Below are 24,180 nucleotides of genomic sequence, written 5' to 3'. Positions count from 1 at the left end.
ACATCCTGTCTCGGTGGCGCACGGCGCACATCCATGTGCGCCGCCCTTCGGGTGTCCTCTTGTTCTCGCAAGTCAGCGGCCTCGCAGCGCTGAAAGGTAGGCATTGCTTCGAACTTAAGCCAAGCACAAGTTCAGGCCAGACAGCGGCTTGACGATGCGATCGCTTCGGTGACGATAGCGACCGTGACTTAAGACTTGTCCGCGGACGCATCGCGTTCGTAGCAATGATCGCCGGCCGGATGCCGCCACTGTTTGTCGCCCAATTGCATCGGATCGCGCATCTGGGTCGGTTCTTGCGCGGTGTCGGTGGCGAATCTGGCGCACAGGCGGAAGCGGCCGTTCTGTCCCGGTTGGTACGCGTACGGCGCGGTCGTGTCCGGGTCGTTGATGGGCAGCGCCAGACCCGGCTGCGCGGCCAGTTTTGCCAGGTCCGGCGGCAAGGCCTTGTGTGCGTCGAAATAGCCACGCAGTTCCTGATCGATTCGGCTCAGATCCTGCACCCGTCGTTCGTCCAGGCGCATCTGCCGCTGCGCGCCTGGTCCGCCCATCTTCACCACCGCCATCGCGATCGCCGCGACGATCACTGCTCCGGCCGCGATCAGCAGCCCACGTCCGACCGATGCGCTCATGCCTGACTCTCCTCGCGACGCAGATCCCACAAGTAGTAGCCGAACACGGTGCCGGCGATCACCGCCACCACCAGCACCTTCAGCACGAAGCGCACGCTCAATTCGCCGCCCAGCAGGTTGTAGACCAGCGAGGTCATGTCGCCGATCAACACCGTCGCGGCGATGAACAAAGTCAGGTAGGTCAACCATCGCCGCACCGGCGACAGGCGCTTGATCGGGTATCGGGCGACATCGCGCGCGACCCGGTGCGAGACGAACGCGAACACCGGGAACGAAATCACCAGAGCCGACACCGACCAGCGCAGCGAATCGGCGACATTGCGATACCACAAGCCGTAACTGTGGTCGGCCGGATCCGGCCAACTCAGGTTGATCAGGTCGAACACCAAGCTGCCGAGGTGATAGGCGACGAAGTACAGGGTCGAGAACATCACCAGATACGCGAAGGCCTCGCGCGCCGACAACGAAGCGCGCGGCTTCGGCACCGGCACCACGAAGTCGACATCGGCGTAGGCGTCGAGCGCGCCGCGGGTCTGTTCGGGACTCCAGCCCGCCGCCGCCAGCGCCTGCGCGGTCGCCTGTTTCGATTGCCCACGTAACAAGGCTTCGCGTACGAAGCCGTCCAGTTCCAGACTTGCCGAGGCCATGCGGGCGACTCCATTGAGTGACGCCTGGAATCTAACAGCAAGCCGCCGCGGTTCGCAGCGCGTCGTCGAGGTAGCGCGGAACGCTACCCGGTGGATACTCGACGGACTACGTTGCGCAAGAATGCGAAACGCATGGGTCGGCCAGTGCGTCGCGAGCCTTGCGCCTTATCCCTGCAGGCTTCTCGCACAATCCACCACCGTGACCGCCGCCGGCCGCGGCGCGAAACCGAGCAGATCGCGTGCTTTCTGCGAAGACACCGCGTTCTTGCGTCCCAGCAGCGGCGTCATCAACTTCAAGTGCGGCAGGAACCAGGCCAGCATGCGGACCAGCGCATCCGGCAGGCCGCGAGTCGGCACCCGACTCGCCTGCGCGCCCAGGCCCGCACGCAAGGCCGCGGCGACCTGCTTCATCCACAGGAACTCGCCGGTCGCCAGAAACCGCTGACCGGCTGCTTCGGGCGCGAGCATCGCCCGCACATGCAACTGCGCCAGATCGCGCACGTCGACGATCGAGAAGCCCAGCCTCGGCAAACCCGGCGGGCGGCCTTCGAGCAGGCGCTGGATGATCTGCACCGAACCGAGGTTGTCGCGGGTCAGCACCGGGCCGAACACCGCGCCCGGCAGCACCGTGGTCAGTTCGATCGCGCCGGGATGCTCGGCGACGAACTGCCAGGCCGCGCGTTCGGCCAATACCTTCGAACGACGGTAGGTGTCGAAGCCCGGATCGCTCGGATCGGACCATATCGCTTCGGTGCTGACCGCATCGGAGCCCGGCGGCGGGCGCGCGGCGGCCGCGGCCGAAGTCATCACCACCCGCTTGACCCCGGCCTTCGCCGCCGCGCGCAATACGCGCAGGCTGCCGTCGCGCGCGGCCGCGATCATCGCGTCCGGATCGGCCGGGGTTCCGCCGCCCAGAGGCGAGGCGACATGCAGTACGTAGTCGCATCCAGCCACGGCCGCGTCCCAGCCCGCATCGTCGGTCAGATCGGCGACCACCGCGGTCAAGCGCTCGACGCTGGCGCCGGCCGCGACGATCGACGCGCGCAAAGCCGATTCCTTGCCCAGGCTGCGCACGCTCGTGCGCACGTCGAAGCCGCGTTGCAGCAGTTCCACGATGCAGTGGCCGGCGATGAAGCCGGTGCCGCCAGTGACCAGCACGATCTCAGTCACGGCCATGCTCCAGACGCAAAACCGGTATCAGCGGCGAACTCGACCGATGCGAGAGCTCACGCCCAGGCGCGCGACGTTGAATGCGATACACCGACGCGGGCGGCAGATTGCGCAGCGTGCCGCCGATGCGAGTGGCCTTCAGACCCAGGCGCTCAAGCACCGGCCGCGGCACCGGGCAACGCGGTCCGTAGGTGAATTGATAGAAGCCACCGTCGGCGCGCAGGTAGACGAACGCGCCGGTCAGGATCGCCATGACCTTGCGCAGCGGCATCGACAGCAGCGGCAGACCGCTGACCACCGCGCCCACCACCGGCGCGGCGAACACCCGGGCGCGCGCAAGCCGCGCCGCATCCAGGTTGAGCACTCGCGCGCGCGGAAAGCGCCGGCGCAGCAGGTCGCCGAAATCGGCCTCGGTCTCGATCAGGGTCAGCTCGCTTTCGCCTACCCCGCGCTCAAGCAAGGCGCGAGTGAACACGCCGGTGCCGGGGCCGAGTTCCAGCACCGGCCCCTGCGACGGCTCGACCTCGCGCGTGATCAACCGCGACAAGGCGCGGCCGGACGGCGCGATCGCCGCGATCCGCAAGGGATCGGCGGCCCAACTGCGCAGGAACTGAAGGCGGTCGGACGGTACACACAGGGCGTTGGCGGTCATGGTGAAGTTCCTGCAGCGTCGGCGACGGACCGGGCGGCCGCGTCTTGTCTACAGCAGTATACTTAGCGATATCGTCTTGTCTACCACTGTATACTTAACCCATGTCCGAGACCCCGAGCCCACGCCGCCGCAACGCCGCCACGACCCGCCAGGCCATCCTCCAGTCGGCCCGCGAGGCGTTCGCCCGCTCGGGTTACGACGGCGCCGGCGTGCGCGAGATCGCCCAGGGCGCCGGGGTCACCGCGATGCTGGTGAATCGCTATTTCGGCTCGAAGGAAAAACTGTTCGCCGAGGTGATCGCCGAGTCGATGGCGCGACCGATCATCCTCACTCCGACCCACCTCGCTTCGTCCGACATCGGCCGCGACTTCGCCACCGCGCTGGTCGAGATCACCCGCAGCGGCGCCACGCCGCTGGAAGGTTTCCTGATCATGCTGCACTCCGCATCGAGCGAACGCGCGGCGCAGATCGGCCGCGAGGAAATCGAGCGCGGGCATCAGCACACGCTTGCCAGCGCGCTCGACGGACCGCTCGCAGAACAGCGCGCGGCCTTGGTGTTGTCGTTGGTCGCGGGCGTGCAGGTCATGCGTCAGATGATCGGGCTGTCGGCCTTGGCCGATGCCAAACCGGAACAGTTGATCGAACTGCTCGCGCCGTTGTTTCAGCGGCTGCTTGAGGGCGAGGTGCAGGTCGGCGATAAAACCAAATCCATCAAGGCGAACGACAAGAAGGCCAGACGCGCCGCGGGTTGAGCGGTTACGGCATGGCGGCACGGCGTAACGGATTCGCGGCCCCGCCTGTTCGATCGTGGCATGGATCGAAGACCGGCAAAAACGCAGTTCTCGCCCCACTCCGGCCAGACGGATCGACAGCCCGTTCGCCACGTTCGATGGTGAAAATGAATACGGATGGGCTGTGCTATGTTCGCGCCCAGCCGCACTTAACCCGGATCGAGACGGCCGCGAATGTGACAAGGACTCAGTTGACTACTCGCCAGTTCAACCACGCTGCCACGGCCATGCCGGGCGCGACGCTCACCGCGCGATCGCGACAAGCGACGTCTTTCCTGCAACTCCGCCCGGTGCGCGCAAGCGCGCTGCGCTGCGCCGTACTCCTCACTCTTTTCCTATCGGCCTGCACCATGCAAACGACTAGCTCATTCGATTCCGCCAGCTGGAAATCCCAACGCGGCGCCGACGCCCAGCAGAACCGGCGCGGGACCATGGTCGCCGCGCTGGAAAAATCGATCGATGTCGGCATGCCGCGCGAGCAAGTCATCGCCCTGCTCGGCGAACCCGATTCCACTGACGCCGCCACCTCGACCGACATGTACGAACTCGGCGTGGCCCAGTACGGCGTCGACGAAGAGTTCTACCAGATCCAGTACCAGGACGGGAAAGTCGCCACCCATCGCTGGGGCCGCCGCTGAGCCGCGCCGCCACTCACACGACCGACGCATACGATTGAAGAATCAGGGAGCCTGCCATGCCGACCCGGCCCGATCTGGCGAATGTGCGCACCACTTACCAAGTCGCCGACGATCAGATGATCGACTATCGGCCGCGCTTGTACGGCGCGGTCGATATTCCGTTCACCGATTCGGTCAAGGTCACCAAGACCGAGGGCGCTCTGCTCGATAAGCTCACCCAGGACCACGGTCTGATGGGGCTGAAGGATTTCGACGGCATCCGCAAGCTGGCTTTCAGCGAAGGCGTCGCGCGTTTTCCCGACAATCCGTTGCCGGCCAATATCCCGCCGGACCGCGCGCGCGAATGGCAAGGCAACGACGGTCACCGCGATGCGTTCCGCCACGCCTACTGGAATGCGCAGATGGCGCAGAAGTACGGTTCGCAATGGTCCGAGGCCTTCGCCACCGCGCACGAAGGCGTGCCGGGCAACACCGCCAATCGCGAAGCGATGGACCTGTACAACAACCAGATCGGGCGTTCGATCGGCGCCGGTCATCCCAACGCCACGCCGAAGGAACTCGCCGATCTGGTCGAGCAATCCTTGAACCAAGGCAAGCTGGTGGTGATCGATCGCAACGGTCAGCTCGAGTGGAGCGATCGGGTCGCCAAGGGCCAGCACGGACTCGCGCCGGACGAAGTGATCGGGCCGCATCTGCGCACGCCCGGGGTCGTGTCCACCGATACCTCGATCAGCGCCAACACCGCGCCGGCCGCACCCGGCCAGCCCGAGACGCGTCTGGCCGCGGCCGACCCATCGGGCAGCGTCGAGCGGATGCGTCAGGACCCGATGTACGCACAAGTGGTCGCGGCAATGGACGCCAAGGGTTTGCGCGACGAAGGTCTGGCCGCGAATTTTTACGCCGGCGCGAGCCGCGAGGGCCTGTCCGGCGTGGCCAGCATCGAGATCGGCAAACCGGTCAGCGACGCCGACGGCCAACCCGACCGCAACTACTTCGTGATGGAGGGCAGCACCGGCCCGCTCGGCCCGGCGCATGCCCGCGTCAGCGAGAATGAAGCGCGCGGCACCTCGGTGCAGGTGGCGGCGAACAATGCCGAGCAAGCGCGTACCCAGCAGGTAGCGGCCGCCGATCAACAGCAAGAGCGCAAGCCGGTTTCGTTGAACGTCTGAGGACGCTCGAATCGAGCGGTCGTGCCCGACCGCTCGGTCGGCTCGGACTCTCATACCACGCAGCGGCCACCGCGTTGTTTCCGCCGAGTCTTAGTTGAACACCCTGCCCGACTTCGCACTGACCTGGCTGTCCGCATAGCCCAACGCTCGCAATTGCGCATACGACGCCGGCGCCATGTCGGCGAAGGTCGCCATCGGCTGGGCACAGCCGGGACAGGCGAATGCGATGACCTCGGGCCGTCGCAGATCGACCATCTCACCGGTTTCATCGCACACAGCGAACAGCGCGCGACACCGCGGACAGCACGCGAGGATCAACGCACCTTCGCCGCGACAACACGGGCAGCGCGGTCGTTTCAGGGTGTAATGGGTGATTTCAGACATGAGGTTCAAGCGGATTTCCGGAACGCGGTCGATGCCAACTCGGTCGCGAGCGACCGCTTCGGTCGGCGGTGAAAGGCCATACGAGATTGCCTGCGGAGCGATTCATCGCTTGCGCGGTGGCGTGATCCACTTCATCGCAATGCTGGCGCGGATGGAGGTGAAACAATCCGAACCCTCGCGCCCGGAAACAAACGTATCCAGGCATGAGGCCTGATCGCTGTAGCGCACCGCCGATGGATCGACGGGCTGCAGATCCTCGGAGAAACGATTGTTCAGCAGAACCAGCGCCGCACCGACCAGGGCGACGCACTCGGGCATGATCGCCGCGGCCGGAGGCCTATCGAAATGCATCGGACAGTTGACGGCGACTGTGGCGTCGTTGGATCGCAGGTCGCGTTCGGAAGCGGCGGCCACGTCGTAGACGTCGCAGAACTCGCTGTTTTCCTTGCTGCATGCCCCGCTGGAATCGAAGTCCTGCGTGGTGGCGCAACCTGCAACCAAGAGCATCGCAAGCAATGCCCATGGCCTGCTCGCGCGCATCGTGGCAATACCGGTCCGGCCGACGCGCAAGCGAGCGATCAGTCGATTCCATCGTGCCGGACCAAGTGTAGATTTCATGGATGCATTCCAATTGCGTGAACCGCGATCAACATCAGTCCCACCAGGTTATGACAACCTGATCGCTCTCACTCGCCGCCGCATAGAATTTAACTAGTGCGGACGCATGCTGCTGGATATACGCGGGAAAATCGTTGGGGAGCTCACGATCAGGGTGAGCGGCACGCACTGAAGCGCAGGTTTTCGTCATCGACGCGATGGGCAGACGCGACAGTTCGGTCGCGATCTTCTTAACCGTGTCGTGCTGATGCATGGTGATTTCACTGTAAGCCTGATGGGGCGGCGTTCCGTCCGGGTAATCGGCATTGAGCAGTTCCGCGCCGTCGAACGCCTGTTCCACTACCGCGGCCAAATCCGCTTCGTTTATGGCATATAGCGACCAATACAGAACCTGCGGCGACCAGTCGAAGTCGGCGAACGCGTCGTTCTCGCTGATATCCAGGGACACGATGGACTCCAAAGCGGCCGCGCTACCGCGTGCGCAAGATGCTCTGCGGGTACTGATTCGAGCCAACTGCTGGGTAACGGCCATTGCCGATGATCCTTGAATCGGTTTCGCGGGCAGGTCGAACCTGCGTACTGCAAACCCTGGTCGATTTAAACTGCCGTCGATTGCCGCGGTGGCTCAATACGACGAAGCCGGAAAGATCAGACCGCTCCGGCGCCCACCGCGACCCCATGCGCGAGCGCGTGCGCCAGGAACGCCGATTCCAGTCCCCAACGCGCATAGAGCACTCCGAACACAAACCCGGGGACGGCATTGCCGACTGTCGCGTAAGTCACCACCTCGGGGTCGAGCCGGATACCCATTGCCGAGATCGCCGGAAGGTGACCGATCCCGAACAGCAACGCGGCCACCAACGCGGCGCTCCACAGATGGACCGGCCGCGGCATACCCGCGCCGCGCGCAAGGATGCGCCAGCCCAACCAGGCCAACAGCGTCATCAATCCCCAACGCATCAGGATCTCTTCGGTGATGCCGCCGTAGAGCAGCCGAGCAGCGAGCGGGATCGTCAACATGGCGCCCGCATCGCGCAACGCCGTGGGCGCGGCGTTCACCGCCGCCACCAACATCGCGCCAGCGACGAGGCCGCCGATAAGGCCGGGAACAATTTGCGGCTTTGCCGCGCTCCACCAACTCGATCGATCAGCGATCGCTTGCAAGACAGGCGCCCTGAGCCCCAACGGGCGCGACAGCGCGACACCGGCCCAAACCGCCAGCGCCAGCAGCACGCCGCTTTGGACCAGGCTCGCGGTGAGGATCAACCACACAGGAACCCGGACCGGCGCCTTGAGCAAAACCTGCGGAACGACGGTGAGCGTCAGCACGATCACCCCGACCATGCCGGCCAGCCAGATGACGCCACCCAAACGCATCCCGGGGCGAATACCCATCCCGTCCATCTCAAAAACCGCGATGCCGCCAGTCTAACCCGGGGTATTTCGCGGCGACGCCGGTTCCGTCGCGGCCATCGCCGGCTTCATCGGAAAGTATGTCGTCGCGCACGAGCATGTTCGTAGCGTTCTCGACACGATCCAGGTGCGACATAAGCCGCGCCTGGATCGTTCAAGCCGGCTAGTTCACCGTGCATTGGACCGTGAACTGCACCGCGCTGTTGGCCGCGAACGGCCCCAGTACGGCGCCCGCCGGCGTCAGCAGATCGCCGGGCGTGGCGGGGCACGCCGCGGCCGGCGTGGCGCCCACCGGCACGCACGCGATCACGCTGCAGTTGTCGAGATTCGACACCGGCGTATCGCGCACCACCGAACCGTTCGCCGCCGCGGGGCCGCCATTGCGAACCGTAACCGTATACGTGGTCTGGCTGCCGCGGCTCAGCGTGGTTTGGTTGTTGGTCTTGACGACCGAAAGGTCCGCCTCGTTCGAAGCGTTGGTGAACACGCATTGGATATCGGAGCCCGGCGCCGTCGCCGCGGCATTCAACACGACGTTGCCGCCGGCGGCGCCGTTGATCGTCGGCGTGAACGTGCCGCCCGCGCCGAGTCCGCTGCAAGCGATCGACTGCAACGCGAATCCGGCCGGCGGCGCGACCTCGCTGATCGTCGTCGCGACGCCCGCCGCGGCCAGGTTCTGAGCGGCGCCGGCCACGCCGGTGCCCGCGGTGAGCGTGGTGATGGCCTGGTTGGCGAAGCCGTTGCTGCCGGTGAAGTTGAACGTGCCGACGCCGTCGTTCGACACTTTGGTGACGGTCACGCGCGGAGCGATGTCGTCGTTGGTGATCGTGCAGGTCGCGGCCGAACCGGCGGCGATGGTGAAGCTGCCGTTGTCGAACGCGGTTCCACCTTGGGTCACGCCGGCGCCGGTGCAACTCCAACTGCCCTCGGCATAGCCGGAGATATCGGACTCCAGCAGCCATTCGGGGTTGGCGTCCGGGGTGAAGTTGATGACATCGGACGTATAGGTCGAGGTGTTGCCGGCGACGACCGGCGGCGTGCTGAAAGTGATGGCGTTGCTGCCGCCGGGACCGGTTCCGCGCACCGCGCGCGACTGGAGACCGAAGCTGGCCGCGGTCGCCGCGCCGCCGTTATCGTTGACCACGCGCTTGACCACGGTGAGGCTGGTAAGCGTGTTGGTGACGGTGCAGGCCACGTCGCGGCCGCCGCTGACCAGGCTGAGCCCGGCGAAGGGTATGGTCACGGTCGCGCCGGCCAGCGAAGCGGACTGCCCCGCGGCCAAGCCCGCGCAGGTCACCGACGCGGGCGCCCACGCGGCGGAGGGCGTGGTCTCGCTGAAGGTGGTATTGGTCGTGGTACTGGCCACGGTCAGCGCCTGTTGCGCGCCCGCGACGCCGGTGCCCGGTACCGCGGTGGCGATGCTGTGATTGGCGATGCCGTTGTTGCCGCTGAAGCCAAACGTGCCGATGCCGCCCTGCGACAGCTTGGTGATGGTCAGGCGGTTGAGTACCCATTCCATCGTGATCGGCGCGGGCGGCAGGTTGAGTCCGGTCGACGCGGTGAAGTTGGCCGCGGCATTGGTATAGCTGCCGGCCGTGTTGCTGACCACGTTGACCGTCACCGTGCAGGAACTGGCGGTGCCGCCGGCGGTGCCCGCGGCGAGAGTTCCGTTCGCCACGGCGATGGTGTTCGCGCCGCCGGCCGCGGTGATCGTGGTTCCGGCGCCGCAGGTGGTCGCCGCGCCCGGCGTCGCGGCGACGACGACATTGGCCGGCAAGGTATCGGTGAAACCCCAGCCGACCTTGCTCATGTTGTCTTGCGGCGTATTGGTGATGGTGAACGTCAAGGGCTTGGCCACGCCGACATAGCGGATGCCCGGATCGCTCTTGGTCACCGTGGGCGACACGTCCAGCACGGTGAAGTTGTCCCAGGCCCAGTCGTTGCCGACGCCCGAGGCCTGCTGATTGCGCACGCGGAACCGCAGGGACGTGCCATTGAGCAATACGTTGCCGCTCGCGCCGCTCGGGATATAGGTGGCGACACGGGCCGTGGTCGGGCCTTCCCCATGGCTGGCGCTGGCCAGGGTCTGCGCATTGACTCCGCCGGTGCACAGATCGAGCTGGGCGCCGAGTTGGGTCTCGGTGGGATTGAGGATCGAGAACGTCACCAGCGGGTGAGCGGACGCGCATGAGGTCGCGGCCGCGGTGAAGCGGAAGGTGACGAAACGGCCGCTGCCACCCGGCGGAACGCCGGGAAACGGAATCGGCGTGGTGTTCTCGATGATCGTGTTGTTGCCGGCCGCGTTACCCGGATTGCCGGAGGTAAACGCGGTCAGCGCGATGTTGTCGCGCGACGCGGCGCTGCTGGTGGTGATGCCGAGGTTGTACATGCCCAGGGTGTCGGCGAGATTGGTGGCCAGATGCCAGGTCAGTGCACTGCCGCAATCGGCGATCTGCGGGTTCGCGGCCGGTGCGTTCGCCGGTGAATTCCAGGACGCCACCCAACCGTTGCATTGAACGGTCCAGGCCGCGCTGGCGGCATAGACCACATTGTTGGGCGCCGGACCGGTGTAGCCGGTGATGCGCACGACCGAGGTCGGCGTCGCGCTGCCGCTGTCGAAAGTGTCCTGATAGATGGCCGTCTGCGCATGCGCGGTGGCGGTGAAAAACGCGGCGGCCAGAAGCAACTTCCGCAGCGCCCGGCCGATCGTCCGCGGACCGCCACGAACCGCCATTGCCGTGCCCGGATGAAAGCCGCCGACGCCTGGATTTGTGGCCACGCGCGCGCGCGTCGACTCAGCTTCGTGCCTGACTGGCCACTGCTGCGGCCGAACGTCATCGGCACGCCGAATCTTTGCGATTGACTGAGAATGACCGCGAGCCATACCCACTCCCCCGGATACCGCCGGACCAGCGGCGTCAGCGCCTTGGCTGTCTGATCTCGCTCAAGGACCCATCCGAACAGCGACGCTCGAATCGAAGACACCTGGTTTCGGGGTCGCACGGAAATTACATTCCGTCAACACAATAAATACATTTAAGTGCGAAAACAAACCCGACATTTCGGCATGGCGCCGCGCAGCCGAAGCGTCCGGAGCGGGCAAGGTCGCCCGAAAGCGCGTCGCGTCCTGAGCCGGAACGGGGTCGTGATCGCCGATGTCGTTCGCAAGCATAAAAAGAGTGCCTCTAGGCACTTTTTCCACGCGGTCGCATGAGCGAGCGCCGACCAGGGCATGCCCTTGCCTCTTGTCCAAGCAGTGACTTATCGACGGATGCGTCCGTGCGGATCGAAGCGATTCGACCCACGAATTCGACGGCATCGTTTCCGGGCACGTGTCGTACCCGGCCCGGCCGCTCGCCGGCGGGGCTGCGATACGCGATCAAGCAGGCTGGAGAGCGCAGCGTGCTTGCCGGTCGCTGCCGTCCCTTATGCGGCGGGTCCGCCTGCTCGACAGACCAAACAGCCCTGCCCGGGTATCCGGCGCACGACCTGGCGAGTGCTCACGTTCGCTCGTCCGACACGGACAGGCCGCCGGCCGGAGCTGTCTCAAGCTGAAGCGCCAAAGGCGCCTGGACGCGTCGCCGCGGGCGGCATGCCGACCGGCGGCGTCTAATCCACGTCGTCCTCAATTCACCTGGCAGCTGAAACTCAAGGTCGCGCTCTGACCCGCCGCCAGCGTCGCCAGCACGATGCCGGTGGCGCCGGTCAGATCGGCGACGGTGAACGAGCCCGGCGGAACGCCATCGCCGGTGATGGTCACCGGGTTGCCGGGCGCGCAGGTGATGCCCGCGGTCGGCGCGTCACGCACCACCGCGCCGGTGATCGGGGTCGCGCCGTTGTTGGTCGCCACCAGGGTGTAGGTCGTCGTCTGCGCGGTGTTGACCGTGTCGCCGGCCTGATCCAGCGGACCCGCCGCCGGTGTATTGGTCTTGGTGATCGACAGGTCGGTGCTGCGATGGGTGTTGGTGTAGGTGCACACGATCGCCGTATCGGCCGCGCCGACGCTCAAGCCGTCGGCCGGATTGGTATCGGCGGCGCCAGTACAGGCCAAGGTGGTGTCGTACAAGCCGCCGTTCGCGGCCGCGAGGGTCTCGGCCAGGGTCAGGGTGTCGCCGACGAAGCTCACCGTCGGCGTGGCATCGGTATCGAGTTCGTCGGCGGCGCCGGCATCGGAATCGAAGGTGTCGATGACCGCTGCGCCGCGCGAGGCGGTGATCGTCGCATCGTCGCCGACCACCGCGGCGACCCATTGCTTGCGCAAGGTCAGGTTCACCGCGCGCGGCGCGTTGGTGAAGGTGCACTGGATCTGGCGTCCGCCCGTGGTCACCGACAGGCCGGCGAACGGCAAGGTCAGGGTGCGCGTGGCGGCGGTGTACGTCGCGCTCTGCCCGGCCGCCAGGCCGGTGCAGTCCGGCGTGCCGCTCACGTCCCAACCGGCCGGCAGCGTGGTTTCGGTGACCGTGGTGTCCGCGGTCAGGCTCGCGATCGTCAAGGTCTGCGCCGCGCCCGCCGTGCCCGGCGCGCCGACCGCGGTGGTGACGATGGTGTGGTTGGCGATGCCGTTGTTGCCGCTGAAGCTGAAGCTGCCAGTGGTGTTCAGCGAGATCTTGGTGACGGTCAAGCGGTTGACCACCCATTCCATCGGCACGGTCTGCAACGCCAGATTGAGGCCGGTCGAGGTGGTGATGTTGTCCACCGCGCCGTCGCCGTTGTTGACCACGTTGTTGAACACGCCGGCGGTGTTGCTGACCACATCCACGGCGATCGTGCAGGCGGTGGCGGTGCCGCCGTTGCCGCTGGGGGTGCCGGCCGGCAGATTGCCGTTGCTGACGGTGAGCGTGGTGCCGCCGGCGGTGGCGTTGGCGGTGGCCGAGCAGCCGGCCGTGCCGCCGACCACGATGTTCGGCGTGGCCGCGATCGTCACCCCGGCCGGCAGGGTCTCGGTGAAGGCCCAGCCGTTCTTGAGCTGGTTGTCGCCCGCGGTATTGGTGATGGTGAAGGTGATGCGCTTGGTCTCGGTGACGTAGTCGATCCCGTCGACCGCCTTGGACAATGTCGGCGAGACGTCCACCGCGCTGAAGTTGTCCCAGGCCCAGTCGTTGCCGGAGCCCGAGGCCTGCCGGTTGACCACGCTGAAGGTCATGGCGCCGTTGACCAGCCGGGCCCCGGTGCCGGCCGGAAAGAACGTCGCTACCCGGGCACTGTTCGCGGCGGCCACGCCCTTGGCGGGGATGTTGTAGGTCCTGACATCCGATCCCCCGGTGCACAAATTGGTATTGCCGGCACCAAGCTGGGTGCCGTTGAGCGAGAAGGTGACCAAGGGAGGGTTTACCGCGCAACTCTGAGCGGACGCAATGAAACGGAAGGTCACGAAACGGCTGTTGCCGCCCGGCGGAATGGGCGGCAGCGCGATCGTAGCCGCGTTGGAGATCACCGTATTGGGAGCGCCCGGATCGCCGCTGGTGAAAGCGGTCAGGGCCAGGTTCGCGGTTGCCGCGGCGCCTGCGTTGGTGGCGTCTTGTCCGGCCGGAAGATTTGCCTCGTAAGCACCCAGGACGAGCGCAAGGCCCTGCACCCGGTTCCAGATCGCTTGGCTGCCGCAGGAAGCAGTGCCCGCCGCATTGTTGTCGGTCATCGACCATGACGTTACGAAGCCGTTGCAATTGGTGGTCCAGGCCGCGCCGGCCGCATAGGTCATGTTGGACGCGCCGGTGAAGTTGGTGATCACCGCCGGATTGCTGGTCGGCGTGACCGGATTGCCGTTCGAAGTGAGGCGACCTCCGGTAAACGTCTCCTGGAAGATGACCGCCTGCGCGTAGACGGGAGAGACCGCGCCCAGACCGCAGGCCAGCAACACCGCGAGCGTTGCCCGCCGCAAGCCCGGCGACGCCGTCGCCCGCGACGCGAGAGTCGCCGCGCCGCGGTCCAAGCCTGCCGTCGAGGCCGCGACACCCGCGCGCAGCCTCACCTTCCCCGATCGCTTACCCATTGCATCCCCTAAGCATTGCCGAGGCGAAATCCGCCTTATTGCTTGCTATCGCCGAAAGCCCGGCGACCCGGACATGGCGTGGCCGACCGCAGCGCTCGCCGCCGATCGGAGGGGGACGGCGAGTTGGTCTGGTGGATGCGGGTAGCGCTCGATGAGCGCAGGCGGCGCGGAAAACCCGTCGGCCATTCCGACAGAGACGGCCGCAAACGAAAAAACGGGCCGAAGCCCGTTTTTCCGAATCCGACGATGAGCCGCGGCGATTACTCGGCCGCGACGCCCTCGCCTTCTTCCACGGCCTTGATCGACAGGCGGATGCGGCCCTGCTTGTCGACTTCCAGCACCTTGACCTTGACGATGTCGCCTTCCTTGAGCTTGTCGCTGACCTTCTCGACGCGCTCGCTGGAGATCTGCGACACGTGGACCAGACCGTCCTTGCCCGGCAGGATCGTCACGAACGCACCGAAGTCCATGATCTTGGCGACCTTGCCCTCGTAGATGCGGCCCGGCTCGACGTCCGACACGATCTGGTCGATGCGCGCCTTCGCGGCCTGCGCGGCGGCGGCGTTGACCGAAGCGATGACGATGGTGCCGTCGTCCTGGATGTCGATCTGGGTGCCGGTTTCCTTGGTGATCGCCTGGATGGTCGAGCCGCCCTTGCCGATCACTTCGCGGATCTTGTCCGGATGGATCTTCATGGTCAGCAGACGCGGCGCGTACTCGGACAGCTCGGTGCGCGACTCGGTGAGGGCATGCGCCATCTCGCCGAGGATGTGCAGACGGCCGGCCTTCGCCTGGTCCAGCGCGACCTTCATGATCTCTTCGGTGATGCCCTGGATCTTGATGTCCATCTGCAGCGCCGAGATGCCCGTGGCGGTGCCGGCGACCTTGAAGTCCATGTCGCCGAGATGATCTTCGTCACCCAGGATGTCGGACAGGACGACGAAGTTATCGTCTTCCTTGACCAGACCCATCGCGATGCCCGCGACCGGCGCCTTGATCGGCACGCCGGCATCCATCAGCGCCAGCGAGCTGCCGCAGACCGAGGCCATCGAGGACGAGCCGTTCGACTCGGTGATTTCCGAGACGATGCGGATGGTGTACGGGAACTCTTCCATCGTCGGCATCACCGCGAGCACGCCGCGCTTGGCGAGGCGGCCGTGGCCGATTTCGCGACGCTTCGGGCCCATCATGCGGCCGCACTCACCGACCGAGTAGGGCGGGAAGTTGTAATGGAACAGGAAGTGTTCCTTGTACTCGCCCGAGACCGCGTCGATGATCTGACCGTCGCGCGCGGTGCCCAGGGTAGCGACCACGATCGCCTGGGTCTCGCCGCGGGTGAACAGCGAGGAGCCGTGGGTACGCGGCAGCACGCCGACGCGCGAAGCGATCGGACGCACGGTGTCGAGGGCGCGACCGTCGATCCGGACCTTGGTGCTGAGCACCGAGTTGCGCATGGTCTGGTACTCGAGCTCGCCGAATTCCTTCGACAGCTCGGCGCCGTGCCAGCCGTCGGCTTCGGCGCGGCCGGCGAGGCCCTGCAGCACGTCCTTCTTGATCGCGCTGATGGCGTCGCGGCGCTGCAGCTTGTCGCGCACCTGGAAGGCCTGGTCGAGCTGGCTGCCGACGGCTTCCTTGAGCGCGCCGATCAGCGCGTCGTTCTTGGCCGGAGCTTCCCACGACGACGGCTTGGTGCCGGCTTCGACGACCAGCTCGTTGATGATGTTGATGACCTTCTGCATTTCGCGATGGCCGAACATCACCGCGCCGAGCATGACCTCTTCGGATAGCATCTTGGCTTCGGATTCGACCATCAGCACCGCGTTGGAGGTGCCGGCGACGACGAGCTCAAGCTCGGAGTCGGCCAGTTCGGTCGCGGTCGGGTTGAGCAGGTACTGGCCGTTCTTGTAACCGACCTTGGCCGCGCCGATCGGGCCCTGGAACGGGGTGCCGGCGAGCGCCAGCGCGGCGGACGCGCCGATCAGCGCCGGGATGTCGCCGTCGACTTCCGGATTCATCGACATGACGGTCGCGATGATCTGGACTTCGTTCTTGTAGTCTTCCGGGAACAGCGGACGGATCGGACGATCGATCAGACGCGAGATCAGGGTTTCCTTCTCGGTCGCGCGGCCTTCACGCTTGAAGAAGCCGCCCGGGATGCGACCGCCGGCGTAGAACTTCTCCTGGTAATCCACGGTCAGCGGGAAGAAATCCTGGCCCTCGCGCGCGCTCTTGGCGGCGACGGCTGCCACCAGCAATACGGTGTCGTCCATCTTGACGATCACGGAACCGCCGGCCTGACGGGCGATTTCGCCGGTCTCCAGGGTTACCTGATGGTTGCCGTACTGGAAGGTCTTGGTAATTTTTGCCACGTTGGGTTCCTTCGGTATCTATGCGTTCCGGTCGGGGCCCTTGCCCCGCTCCGGTCGGCCGCCGGCGCAGCGACCTAGGGTTGGTGTGTCTCGCGCGCGTCCCGGTGCGCAGCGTCGCACGTGGCCTCGTGGGGCCGGTCCAGTTCGACGGTCGCGCTTGCGTACCGGCGCTGGCGGCGCTGCATCCTGCAGAGCCTGCGGACTTTCATGCCCGCCAAAACAAACCGCGGCGCATCGCTGCGCCGCGGTTGGGTGTCCGATTAACGGCGCAGACCGAGCTTCTCGATCAGGGCCTTGTAACGCTCGGCATCTTTACGCTTGAGGTAATCGAGCAGGCTGCGACGGCGGTTGACCATCATCAGCAGGCCACGACGGCTGTGGTGATCCTGCTTGTGCTGCTTGAAGTGACCGGTGAGCTGCTCGATGCGAGCGGTGAGCAGAGCGACCTGGACTTCCGGCGAACCGGTGTCGTTGGCGCCGCGCTTGTTGTCTTCAATAACCTTGCTGGTGTCGATCGACATGACTTATGTTCTCTGTAGATGCGGGGCCCGCAGAAGCGAATCGGTCGCGGAGTTACCGCCCCGACGCACCGCCTGGCCCGCCGCTTGCTTTAAGTGAGGATTGCCGTCCAAGCGGCCTTCGAACCGAGGGCCGGTGCGAAGTGCTTGAAAAGCGGCGGAATTGTAACAGCCCGCGGCTACGATTGCGACCGTGGTTTGGTGCGGATCGGCTATCGCGGACGTGTATCGCCACGACTCGCGTCACGCCGACCGCCCCCGTTCAGGACCGATCAACCGCCCTGCGCGGCCCAGCGGAACAGCCGCTGCGGCTGCAGCCGGCCGTCGGCCTGGCGCAGGCCCAGCCCGAGGCAGCGTCCGGCTTCGCCGAAGATCGCCACCTGACCCGGCTCGCCGGCCTCGCAGGCCACCGCCTGGCCCTGGCCGAGCCGGTGCGCGGCGGCCAGATCGATCGAGACCCGGGCGAATTCGCTCAGGCCGGCTTCGATCGGCAGCAGGTGGGCGTCCAGGGCGACGTCGCTGCCTTGCTCGGCCAGCGCGCGCAGTTGCTCCAGGGTGATCATGCGCGGCTGCATGAACGGCTCGACCCACAGCCGCCGCAGCACGCTGACATGAGCGCCGCAGCCCAGGGTCTCGCCGAGGTCGCGGACCAGACTGCGCACGTAAGTGCCCGAGCCGCATTCGATATGCAGTTCCAGGCGCGGGCCGTCGCGGCCGGTCAGGCTCAGACCATGCACGACCACGTCGCGCTCGGGCGCTTCGATCGCTTCGCCGCGGCGGGCCTTGGCGTACAGCGGTTCGCCGCCCTGCTTGAGCGCGGAATAGATCGGCGCGCGCTGGCGGATCGGGCCGCGCAAAGGCGCCAGTGCGGCTTCGATCGCCGCATCGTCGAGTTCGGGTACGGGACGTTCGAGCAGCGGCGCGCCATCGGCATCGTCGCTGTCGGTGGTCAGGCCAAGGACCGCGGTGGCGGTGTAGGCCTTGCGCGCGCCGAGCAGCAGGCCGGCGATCTTGGTCGCCTCGCCGAAGCACAGCGGCAACAGGCCGGTGGCCAGCGGATCGAGACTGCCGGTGTGGCCGCCTTTCTCGGCGCGGAACAGGTGGCGCGCCTGTTGCAGAGCCTGGTTGGAACTCAGGCCCTGGGGTTTGTCGAGCAGCAGGATGCCGTCGACATTGCGCCAATTGCGTTTACGCGTCGTGTTCAAGCAACCCGTCCGCCCGTGCCTGCGCGATTTGCGCGTCCTGTACCGATTGCATGCCGGACACTCCGATGGCGCCGATGATGTCGCCGCCAAGCGCGGCAGATTGTCCGTCCCGAGCCGCCGAATGCCTGTCCGCCAGCGGCGGCCGCGTTCGCGAACCGCCAAGGCGGGCGACGCAACGCCACCGCTGTAGCGGCCTCGGGCCGCGTCATGAGGATGCTGCCATATTGCGCCCGATCGGGCGTGTGCGGCAGCGCTCGGTGGCCGCCGCTGTCGCCCAAGGCGATGGCCTTCGGCCCGAGCACTCGATGGGCCCGCCAGTCCAGTCAGACCGACTGGCGACCGATCACTCCGGCTTGCCGCCGCCCTCGCCTTCGCCGCCGTCTTCGCGATCGACCAGATCGGGATGATCGCGCAACAGGTTGTCGATGCTTTCGCCGCGATCGACCGAGTCGTCGTAATGGAAATGCAGCTCCGGCACATGCCGCAGCTTCATCGCCTTGCCGAGCTGGTAACGCAGGTTCGGCGCGAGTTCCTTGAGGTCCTTGACCGCCTCGAGCGAACGCTCGGGCTGCAGCGCGGTGACGAAGACCTTGGCATGGGCCAGGTCGCGTGAGATTTCCACGTCGGACACGCTGACCGACGGCAGGCCGTGCTCGCGCACGGCTTCATGCACGATCTTGCCCAGCTCGCGACGCAGCTGTGCGGAAACGCGATCGGTGCGGTGGAACGATTTGCTGCTAGGCATTGGTGTCCGGGAATCGAGAATCGGGAGTCGTGAATCGTAAAAAGCGGGGAGAGCATCGGAGAAATGGGGAACCGCCTTCGGCGATTCCCCATTCCCGATTCCCGGCCTTACAGCGTGCGCTGAACCTCGATGCGCTCGAAGCACTCGATCTGGTCGCCCGGCTTGACGTCGTTGTAGGCCTTCACGCCGATACCGCATTCGGTGCCGTTGCGGACTTCGTCGACGTTTTCCTTGAAGCGGCGCAGCGATTCGAGTTCGCCTTCGAATACGACCGCGTTGTCGCGAAGCACGCGGATCGGCTTGGAGCGCTTGACCACGCCCTCGACCACCATGCAGCCGGCGACCGCGCCGAACTTGGAGCTGCGGAACACGTCGCGAACCTCGGCGATGCCGATGATCTCTTCGCGGATTTCCACGCCGAGGATGCCCGACGCAACCTGCTTCACCTGGTCGATCACGTCATAGATGATCGAGAAGTAGCGCAGGTCGACGCCGTTGCCTTCGATGATCCGGCGAGCGGATGCGTCGGCGCGGACGTTGAAGCCGATCACCGTGGCCTTGGCGGTGGCCGCGGCGTTGGCGTCGGACTCGGTGATGCCACCGACGCCCGAGCTGATCACGTTGATGCGGATCTGATCGTTGGACAGCGCGACCAGGGCCTGACGCAGCGCCTCGACCGAACCCTGCACGTCGGCCTTGATGACCAGGTTGAGGCTCAGCTGGCCCTCGCCCTTGCCCATCTGGGCCATGATGTCTTCCATGCGGTTGCCGGCGGCGGCGACCAGGCGCGATTCGCGGCGCTTGGCGTCGCGCTGTTGCGCCACGTCCTTGGCCAGACGCTCGTCCTCGACCACGACGAAGTCGTCGCCGGCATCGGGCACGCCCGACAGGCCGAGCACCTGCACCGGAATCGACGGACCGGCTTCTTCGACCTGCTTGCCGGTTTCATCGAACAGCGCGCGCACGCGGCCGTACTGCACGCCGCACACGAGGTAATCGCCCTTCTTGAGCTGACCCTGCTGGACCAGCACCGTGGCGACCGGGCCGCGGCCCTTGTCGAGCGAGGATTCGATCACCGTGCCGATGGCGCGGCCGACCGGCACCGCGCGCAGTTCCAGCACTTCGGCCTGCAGCGAGATCGCGTCGAGCAGATCGTCGACGCCGTCGCCGGTCTTGGCCGACAGCTCGACCATCTGGGTGTCGCCGCCGAAATCCTCGGCGACCACTTCCTCGGCCAGCAGTTCGTTCTTGACCCGCAACGGATCGGCGCCGGACTTGTCGATCTTGTTGATCGCCACGATCAGCGGCACGCCGGCCGCCTTGGCGTGCTGCACGGCTTCGCGGGTCTGCGGCATGACGCCGTCGTCGGCGGCGACCACCAACACGACGATGTCGGTCAGCTTGGCGCCGCGCGCGCGCATCGAGGTGAACGCCGAGTGGCCCGGGGTGTCGAGGAAGCTGATCACGCCGCGAGCGGTTTCGACGTGGTACGCGCCGATGTGCTGGGTGATGCCGCCGGCTTCGCCGGAGGCGACCTTGGTGCGGCGGATGTAATCCAGCAGCGAGGTCTTGCCGTGGTCGACGTGACCCATGATCGTGACCACCGGCGGACGCGCGACCTTCTCGCCCTGCACTTCCTCGGCGTGCGCGATCAGCGCGTCTTCGGCGGCATTGGCGTTGGTGCGGACCACGGTGTGGCCAAGCTCTTCGGTGACCAGCGCGGCGGTGTCGAAGTCGATGCTCTGGTTGATGGTCGCCATGACGCCCATCTTGAACAGTGCCTTGACCACGTCGCCGCCCTTGAGCGCGAGCTTCTGCGCCAGATCGGCGACCGTGACGGTGTCGCCGATCGCGACGTCGCGCACGATCGGCGCGGTCGGACGCGAGAAGCCGTGCTGACCGCCGCCGGAGCGCGCCTGCTCGTTGGAACGACGCTGCTGCGGACGGTTGCCGCCCTTGCCGCGCGAATTGGTGGTGCGACGCGCGCGATCCGACGGGCTCAGGTGCAACTGGCCGGCGAAGCGGTTGGCCGCATCGTCGTCCTCGACCCCGGCGACCATCGCGTGCGAGCCGCGGGTCTTGTTGCGCGGCGCGTTGTGGTCGACGCGCGCCGGCGTGGCCGGCGCGGGCGGCTTGGGATGGCCGTGACCGTGCGCCGCCGCGGGCTTGCGCACCGCCGCCGGCGTCGCCGCCGTCGGCGTATCGCTGACGCTCGGCGCGGCCGCGCTGGCATCGGCGAGCTTGAGCTTGTGCTCTTCCTCGGCCTTGGCGCGCGCGGCGTCTTCGGCCGCCTGTCGCACCGCCGCGGCGGCATCGGCGCGACGCTTGTCGTCGGCGGCCAATTTTTCCTGCTCGGCGAGGTTGCGCTGCTTGGACTCTTCGAGCTTGCGCAGGATGTCGGCGCGCTCATCGCTCGGCGACATGGGGCCGTCGTTCGGCTTGACCAGCGTCACCTTCTTGCGCACTACCACATCGACGGTGGTGCGGTTCTTGCCGCCACCGACGGTGATTTCCTGCTTGCGGCTGCGATTGAGCGTGATCTTCTTCGCCGCTTCGTCGGTTTCGGCCGGTTTATCGGCCTTGCCGTGCGAGCGCTTGAGGAAGCCGAGCAGCTTGACTTTCTCGATACTGGTCACGACCTGATCGGGGCCGCTGAACTTCATGCCGGCCTCGGCCAGCTGTTCCAGCAACTTCTCGACCGGCGTGTTCACCAGTTCGGCCAGCTTGCGGATGGTGGTTTGCTGCGACATTCGGTTTTCCGTGTCCTTCTTGGCGCGGGACGCATCCCGCGCGTGATGGCGCCATTCTAGCCCCGCGCGCGCCCTTGCACCGGCTCGCGCAAGCCTTCTGGCCTGCCCGCGGACCGGGCCAATGCCCGATCCTGCGAATCCGAGACCGGCCACTGGCCGATTCTCGGTTTGCCGCAAGACGCCTCGCCGGGCCTCTTGCGACGCATCTCACCTCATTCGAACCAGTGCTTGCGCGCTTCCATGATCAGGGCGGCGGCACGTTCCTCGTCGACGCCTTCGATATCGGTCAACTCGTCGGTCGCCAGATCGGCCAGGTCGTCGCGCGTGACCACGCCGCGCGCCGCCAGGGTGAAGGCCAGCGCCTCGTCCATGCCTTCCAGCGACACCAGGTCGGCGGCCGGCTGGTGCTCGTCGAGCTCTTCCTCGGCGGCCAGCGCCTCGTTGAGCAGGGCGTCGCGGGCGCGGGCGCGCAGTTCCTCGACGATGTCCTCGTCGAAGCCCTCCACCGCCAACAGCTCGCCGACCGGCACGTAGGCGATTTCCTCGACCGTGCTGAAGCCTTCCGAGACCAGGATGCCGGCGATTTCCTCGTCGACCTCGAGCTTGTCCTGGAACAGCTGGCGGGCCGAATTCTGCTCGGCTTCCGACTTGGCCGTCACCTGGTCCTGGGTCATCACGTTGAGCTGCCAGCCCGACAGGCGGCTGGCCAGACGCACGTTCTGCCCGCCCTTGCCGATCGCCTGAGCCAGACGGTCCTCGGCGACCGCCAGGTCCATCGAGTGCTTTTCTTCATCGACGATGATCGACTGCACTTCCGCCGGCGCCATCGCGTTGATCACGAACTGGGCCGGATTGTCCGACCACAACACGATATCGACGCGCTCGCCGTTGAGTTCGTTCGACACCGCCTGCACGCGCGAACCGCGCATGCCGATGCAGGCGCCGATCGGATCGGTGCGGTTGTCGTGCGCGAGCACGGCGATCTTGGCGCGATCGCCCGGATCGCGCGCGCAGGCCTTGATCGAGACCAGGCCCTGGCCGACTTCCGGCACTTCCAGCTTGAACAGCTCCATCATGAATTCCGGAGCCGCGCGGCTGATGAACAGCTGCGGGCCACGCGGCTCGGTGCGCACGTCGAACAGGAAACCGCGCACGCGGTCGCCGGCGCGCAGCACGTCGCGCGGAATGCCCTTGTCCTTCGGGATGATCGCTTCGGCGTTGCCGCCGAGGTCGACATAGATGTTGCCGCGCTCCACCCGCTTGACGATGCCGGTGACCAGCTCGCCGACGCGATCCTTCCAGCCGTCGACGACCTGCGCGCGCTCGGCTTCGCGTACGCGCTGCACGATCACCTGCTTGGCGGCCTGCGCGGCGATACGGCCGAAATCGGGGTTTTCGATCTGCTCTTCGATGTAGTCGCCGACTTCCACGCCCTCGACTTCGTCGATCGCGTCCATCAGGCGGATCTGCCGGTCCGGCGATTCCATGACCACGTCGTCGGCGACGACTTCCATGCGGCGGAAGGTTTCGTAGTTGCCGTCTTTCTGGTCGATGCTCACGCGCACCAGCACGTCTTCGTCGTGGTAGCGCTTCTTCGCGGCCGACGCCAGCGCCGCTTCGATGGCTTCGAAGATGACCTCGCGCGGCACGCCCTTTTCGTTGGCGACCGCATCCACCACCAGCAACAGTTCCTTGCTCATTTCGTCACTCCGCACGGGTCGGCTCGCGGCCGCCGGCTATTCGGGTTGGTAATAGGCTGAAGCTTGGTACCGCTCTAAATTCTGGTACTGCTGAATGCTTGTTTATTTCTTTCGCGAAGCTCCCGGCTTCGAGGGTTTGTTCTTGCCCGGGCGGGCTTTCGGCTTGGGTTTGTCGGCGCGGGCCGGCGGCGGTTCGCCCTTGCTCGGCGCGAAACCCAGCGCGGCCCAGTCCGGCACGATGCGGCCCTTGTCGATATTGCTGAACGGCACGGTGAAATGGCTGCCGTCGGGCATGCCTTCGATCGCGAACGCCACCTGCTCGCCTTCCACCGAGACGATCTCGCCCTGCAGACGGCGGCGGTTTTCGTGCGGCAGCTTCAGCGTGACCTTGGCGGTCTCGCCGACGAAGCGGCGGTAGTGCTCAAGCGTGAACAGCGGACGGTCGATGCCGGGCGAAGAGACTTCGAGGGTGTAGTTGCTGCTGATCGGGTCTTCGACGTCGAGCTGGGCCGACACTTCGCGACTGACCGCTTCGCATTCCTCGATCGTGACCGAGCGCGGCTGTTCGCCTTCGGCGTCGACATGCGCGGCCGGCACGTCGATGTAGATGCGCAGGGTCGCGTTGCCCGCCGCCGGCAGATATTCGATACCGAGCAATTCCACGCCCAGCGACTCGACCGTCGGGGCCAGCAATGCGGCGATTTGCGTTGCCTTATCCGTCACTCGCCAGCTCTCCGTTAGCGCTTATAGGTAGGTGTGTAGCGTTGTTCGATCGGGGTGCGACTGGTGGTGC

Annotated in this window: 21 protein-coding genes; 3 read left to right on the top strand and 18 right to left on the bottom strand. The window is 66.3% G+C overall.

Annotated features, from left to right (window positions below):
- Positions 1-188 precede the first annotated feature (188 nt).
- The 4 genes from ASD86_RS16340 to ASD86_RS16325 form a co-directional block, all read right to left on the bottom strand.
- Positions 189-629, bottom strand: coding sequence for a hypothetical protein (locus tag ASD86_RS16340; RefSeq protein WP_157476737.1), 441 nt, complete (start codon positions 627-629; stop codon positions 189-191).
- Entirely contained in the window at positions 626-1,276 is a 651-nt protein-coding gene (locus ASD86_RS16335; protein ID WP_056112614.1) for a DUF5671 domain-containing protein, read from the bottom strand. Before ASD86_RS16335 ends, ASD86_RS16340 begins: the two co-directional genes overlap by 4 nt.
- Before the next feature lie 165 nt (positions 1,277-1,441).
- Positions 1,442-2,446, bottom strand: coding sequence for an NAD-dependent epimerase/dehydratase family protein (locus tag ASD86_RS16330; RefSeq protein ID WP_056112864.1), 1,005 nt, complete (start codon positions 2,444-2,446; stop codon positions 1,442-1,444).
- On the bottom strand, positions 2,439-3,098 hold the full coding sequence (locus ASD86_RS16325) for a hypothetical protein (protein WP_056112612.1): 660 nt from the start codon (positions 3,096-3,098) through the stop codon (positions 2,439-2,441). The genes ASD86_RS16330 and ASD86_RS16325 overlap by 8 nt, the downstream gene beginning before the upstream one ends.
- Before the next feature lie 101 nt (positions 3,099-3,199).
- Between ASD86_RS16325 and ASD86_RS16320 the strand changes: the two genes are divergently transcribed.
- The 3 genes from ASD86_RS16320 (at position 3,200) to ASD86_RS16305 (ending at position 5,696) form a co-directional block, all read left to right on the top strand.
- Entirely contained in the window at positions 3,200-3,850 is a 651-nt protein-coding gene (locus ASD86_RS16320) for a TetR/AcrR family transcriptional regulator (protein ID WP_056112610.1), read from the top strand.
- 146 nt (positions 3,851-3,996) lie between these two features.
- Complete coding sequence (locus ASD86_RS26880; RefSeq protein WP_157476735.1) at positions 3,997-4,527, top strand: hypothetical protein; 531 nt, start codon at positions 3,997-3,999, stop codon at positions 4,525-4,527.
- 56 nt (positions 4,528-4,583) lie between these two features.
- A complete protein-coding gene (locus tag ASD86_RS16305) occupies positions 4,584-5,696 on the top strand; it encodes a hypothetical protein (RefSeq protein WP_056112601.1) in 1,113 nt (370 codons plus the stop codon).
- A gap of 90 nt (positions 5,697-5,786) precedes the next feature.
- On the opposite strand, the gene ASD86_RS26875 is transcribed toward ASD86_RS16305, so the two are convergent.
- From ASD86_RS26875 to rimP, 14 genes are all read right to left on the bottom strand, one after another.
- Positions 5,787-6,089: a hypothetical protein gene (locus tag ASD86_RS26875; protein WP_157476733.1), complete on the bottom strand. Its 303-nt coding sequence runs from the start codon at positions 6,087-6,089 to the stop codon at positions 5,787-5,789.
- 93 nt (positions 6,090-6,182) lie between these two features.
- Positions 6,183-6,698 (bottom strand): hypothetical protein, encoded by a 516-nt coding sequence (locus tag ASD86_RS16300; protein ID WP_157476732.1) that lies wholly within the window; start codon positions 6,696-6,698, stop codon positions 6,183-6,185.
- Positions 6,699-6,732: 34 nt separating this feature from the next.
- Positions 6,733-7,146, bottom strand: a complete 414-nt coding sequence (locus ASD86_RS16295) for a hypothetical protein (protein WP_157476730.1) — start codon at positions 7,144-7,146, stop codon at positions 6,733-6,735.
- Between the two features lie 200 nt (positions 7,147-7,346).
- Positions 7,347-8,093: a CPBP family intramembrane glutamic endopeptidase gene (locus ASD86_RS16290; RefSeq protein WP_162253682.1), complete on the bottom strand. Its 747-nt coding sequence runs from the start codon at positions 8,091-8,093 to the stop codon at positions 7,347-7,349.
- Between the two features lie 10 nt (positions 8,094-8,103).
- On the bottom strand, positions 8,104-8,247 hold the full coding sequence (locus tag ASD86_RS26870) for a hypothetical protein (protein WP_157476728.1): 144 nt from the start codon (positions 8,245-8,247) through the stop codon (positions 8,104-8,106).
- Between the two features lie 27 nt (positions 8,248-8,274).
- Positions 8,275-10,797, bottom strand: a complete 2,523-nt coding sequence (locus tag ASD86_RS16285) for a DUF11 domain-containing protein (RefSeq protein ID WP_162253681.1) — start codon at positions 10,795-10,797, stop codon at positions 8,275-8,277.
- 939 nt (positions 10,798-11,736) lie between these two features.
- Positions 11,737-13,989: a DUF11 domain-containing protein gene (locus ASD86_RS16280; RefSeq protein ID WP_162253680.1), complete on the bottom strand. Its 2,253-nt coding sequence runs from the start codon at positions 13,987-13,989 to the stop codon at positions 11,737-11,739.
- A gap of 371 nt (positions 13,990-14,360) precedes the next feature.
- On the bottom strand, positions 14,361-16,469 hold the full coding sequence (gene pnp, locus ASD86_RS16275; RefSeq protein ID WP_056112583.1) for a polyribonucleotide nucleotidyltransferase: 2,109 nt from the start codon (positions 16,467-16,469) through the stop codon (positions 14,361-14,363).
- A gap of 260 nt (positions 16,470-16,729) precedes the next feature.
- Positions 16,730-16,990, bottom strand: a complete 261-nt coding sequence (gene rpsO, locus ASD86_RS16270; RefSeq protein WP_036108532.1) for a 30S ribosomal protein S15 — start codon at positions 16,988-16,990, stop codon at positions 16,730-16,732.
- A 269-nt stretch (positions 16,991-17,259) separates the two neighbouring features.
- Entirely contained in the window at positions 17,260-18,192 is a 933-nt protein-coding gene (truB, locus tag ASD86_RS16265; protein WP_056112580.1) for a tRNA pseudouridine(55) synthase TruB, read from the bottom strand.
- Positions 18,193-18,535: 343 nt separating this feature from the next.
- A complete protein-coding gene (rbfA, locus tag ASD86_RS16260) occupies positions 18,536-18,937 on the bottom strand; it encodes a 30S ribosome-binding factor RbfA (protein ID WP_056112576.1) in 402 nt (133 codons plus the stop codon).
- A 107-nt stretch (positions 18,938-19,044) separates the two neighbouring features.
- A complete protein-coding gene (gene infB, locus ASD86_RS16255; RefSeq protein ID WP_056112574.1) occupies positions 19,045-21,687 on the bottom strand; it encodes a translation initiation factor IF-2 in 2,643 nt (880 codons plus the stop codon).
- A gap of 212 nt (positions 21,688-21,899) precedes the next feature.
- On the bottom strand, positions 21,900-23,387 hold the full coding sequence (gene nusA, locus ASD86_RS16250) for a transcription termination factor NusA (protein ID WP_056112571.1): 1,488 nt from the start codon (positions 23,385-23,387) through the stop codon (positions 21,900-21,902).
- A gap of 102 nt (positions 23,388-23,489) precedes the next feature.
- Positions 23,490-24,110 (bottom strand): ribosome maturation factor RimP, encoded by a 621-nt coding sequence (gene rimP, locus ASD86_RS16245; RefSeq protein ID WP_056112568.1) that lies wholly within the window; start codon positions 24,108-24,110, stop codon positions 23,490-23,492.
- Between the last annotated feature and the right edge of the window lie 70 nt (positions 24,111-24,180).

Source organism: Lysobacter sp. Root690 (genome assembly GCF_001427785.1).
In the GTDB taxonomy this organism is placed as follows: Bacteria; Pseudomonadota; Gammaproteobacteria; order Xanthomonadales; family Xanthomonadaceae; genus Lysobacter.
Note: the sequence above shows the minus strand (reverse complement) of the source record. Positions and strands in the feature narration are given on the sequence as shown.

Excerpts from the sequence above, each read along its gene's own strand:
- ASD86_RS16340 (WP_157476737.1), bottom strand. The coding sequence starts at position 629 with ATGAGCGCATCGGTCGGACGTGGGCTGCTGATCGCGGCCGGAGCAGTG.
- ASD86_RS16335 (WP_056112614.1), bottom strand. The coding sequence starts at position 1,276 with ATGGCCTCGGCAAGTCTGGAACTGGACGGCTTCGTACGCGAAGCCTTG.
- ASD86_RS16325 (WP_056112612.1), bottom strand. The coding sequence starts at position 3,098 with ATGACCGCCAACGCCCTGTGTGTACCGTCCGACCGCCTTCAGTTCCTG.
- ASD86_RS16320 (WP_056112610.1), top strand. The coding sequence starts at position 3,200 with ATGTCCGAGACCCCGAGCCCACGCCGCCGCAACGCCGCCACGACCCGC.
- ASD86_RS26880 (WP_157476735.1), top strand. The coding sequence starts at position 3,997 with ATGAATACGGATGGGCTGTGCTATGTTCGCGCCCAGCCGCACTTAACC.
- ASD86_RS16305 (WP_056112601.1), top strand. The coding sequence starts at position 4,584 with ATGCCGACCCGGCCCGATCTGGCGAATGTGCGCACCACTTACCAAGTC.
- ASD86_RS16300 (WP_157476732.1), bottom strand. The coding sequence starts at position 6,698 with ATGAAATCTACACTTGGTCCGGCACGATGGAATCGACTGATCGCTCGC.
- ASD86_RS16290 (WP_162253682.1), bottom strand. The coding sequence starts at position 8,093 with ATGGGTATTCGCCCCGGGATGCGTTTGGGTGGCGTCATCTGGCTGGCC.
- ASD86_RS26870 (WP_157476728.1), bottom strand. The coding sequence starts at position 8,247 with ATGTCGCACCTGGATCGTGTCGAGAACGCTACGAACATGCTCGTGCGC.
- rpsO (WP_036108532.1), bottom strand. The coding sequence starts at position 16,990 with ATGTCGATCGACACCAGCAAGGTTATTGAAGACAACAAGCGCGGCGCC.
- rbfA (WP_056112576.1), bottom strand. The coding sequence starts at position 18,937 with ATGCCTAGCAGCAAATCGTTCCACCGCACCGATCGCGTTTCCGCACAG.
- infB (WP_056112574.1), bottom strand. The coding sequence starts at position 21,687 with ATGTCGCAGCAAACCACCATCCGCAAGCTGGCCGAACTGGTGAACACG.
- nusA (WP_056112571.1), bottom strand. The coding sequence starts at position 23,387 with ATGAGCAAGGAACTGTTGCTGGTGGTGGATGCGGTCGCCAACGAAAAG.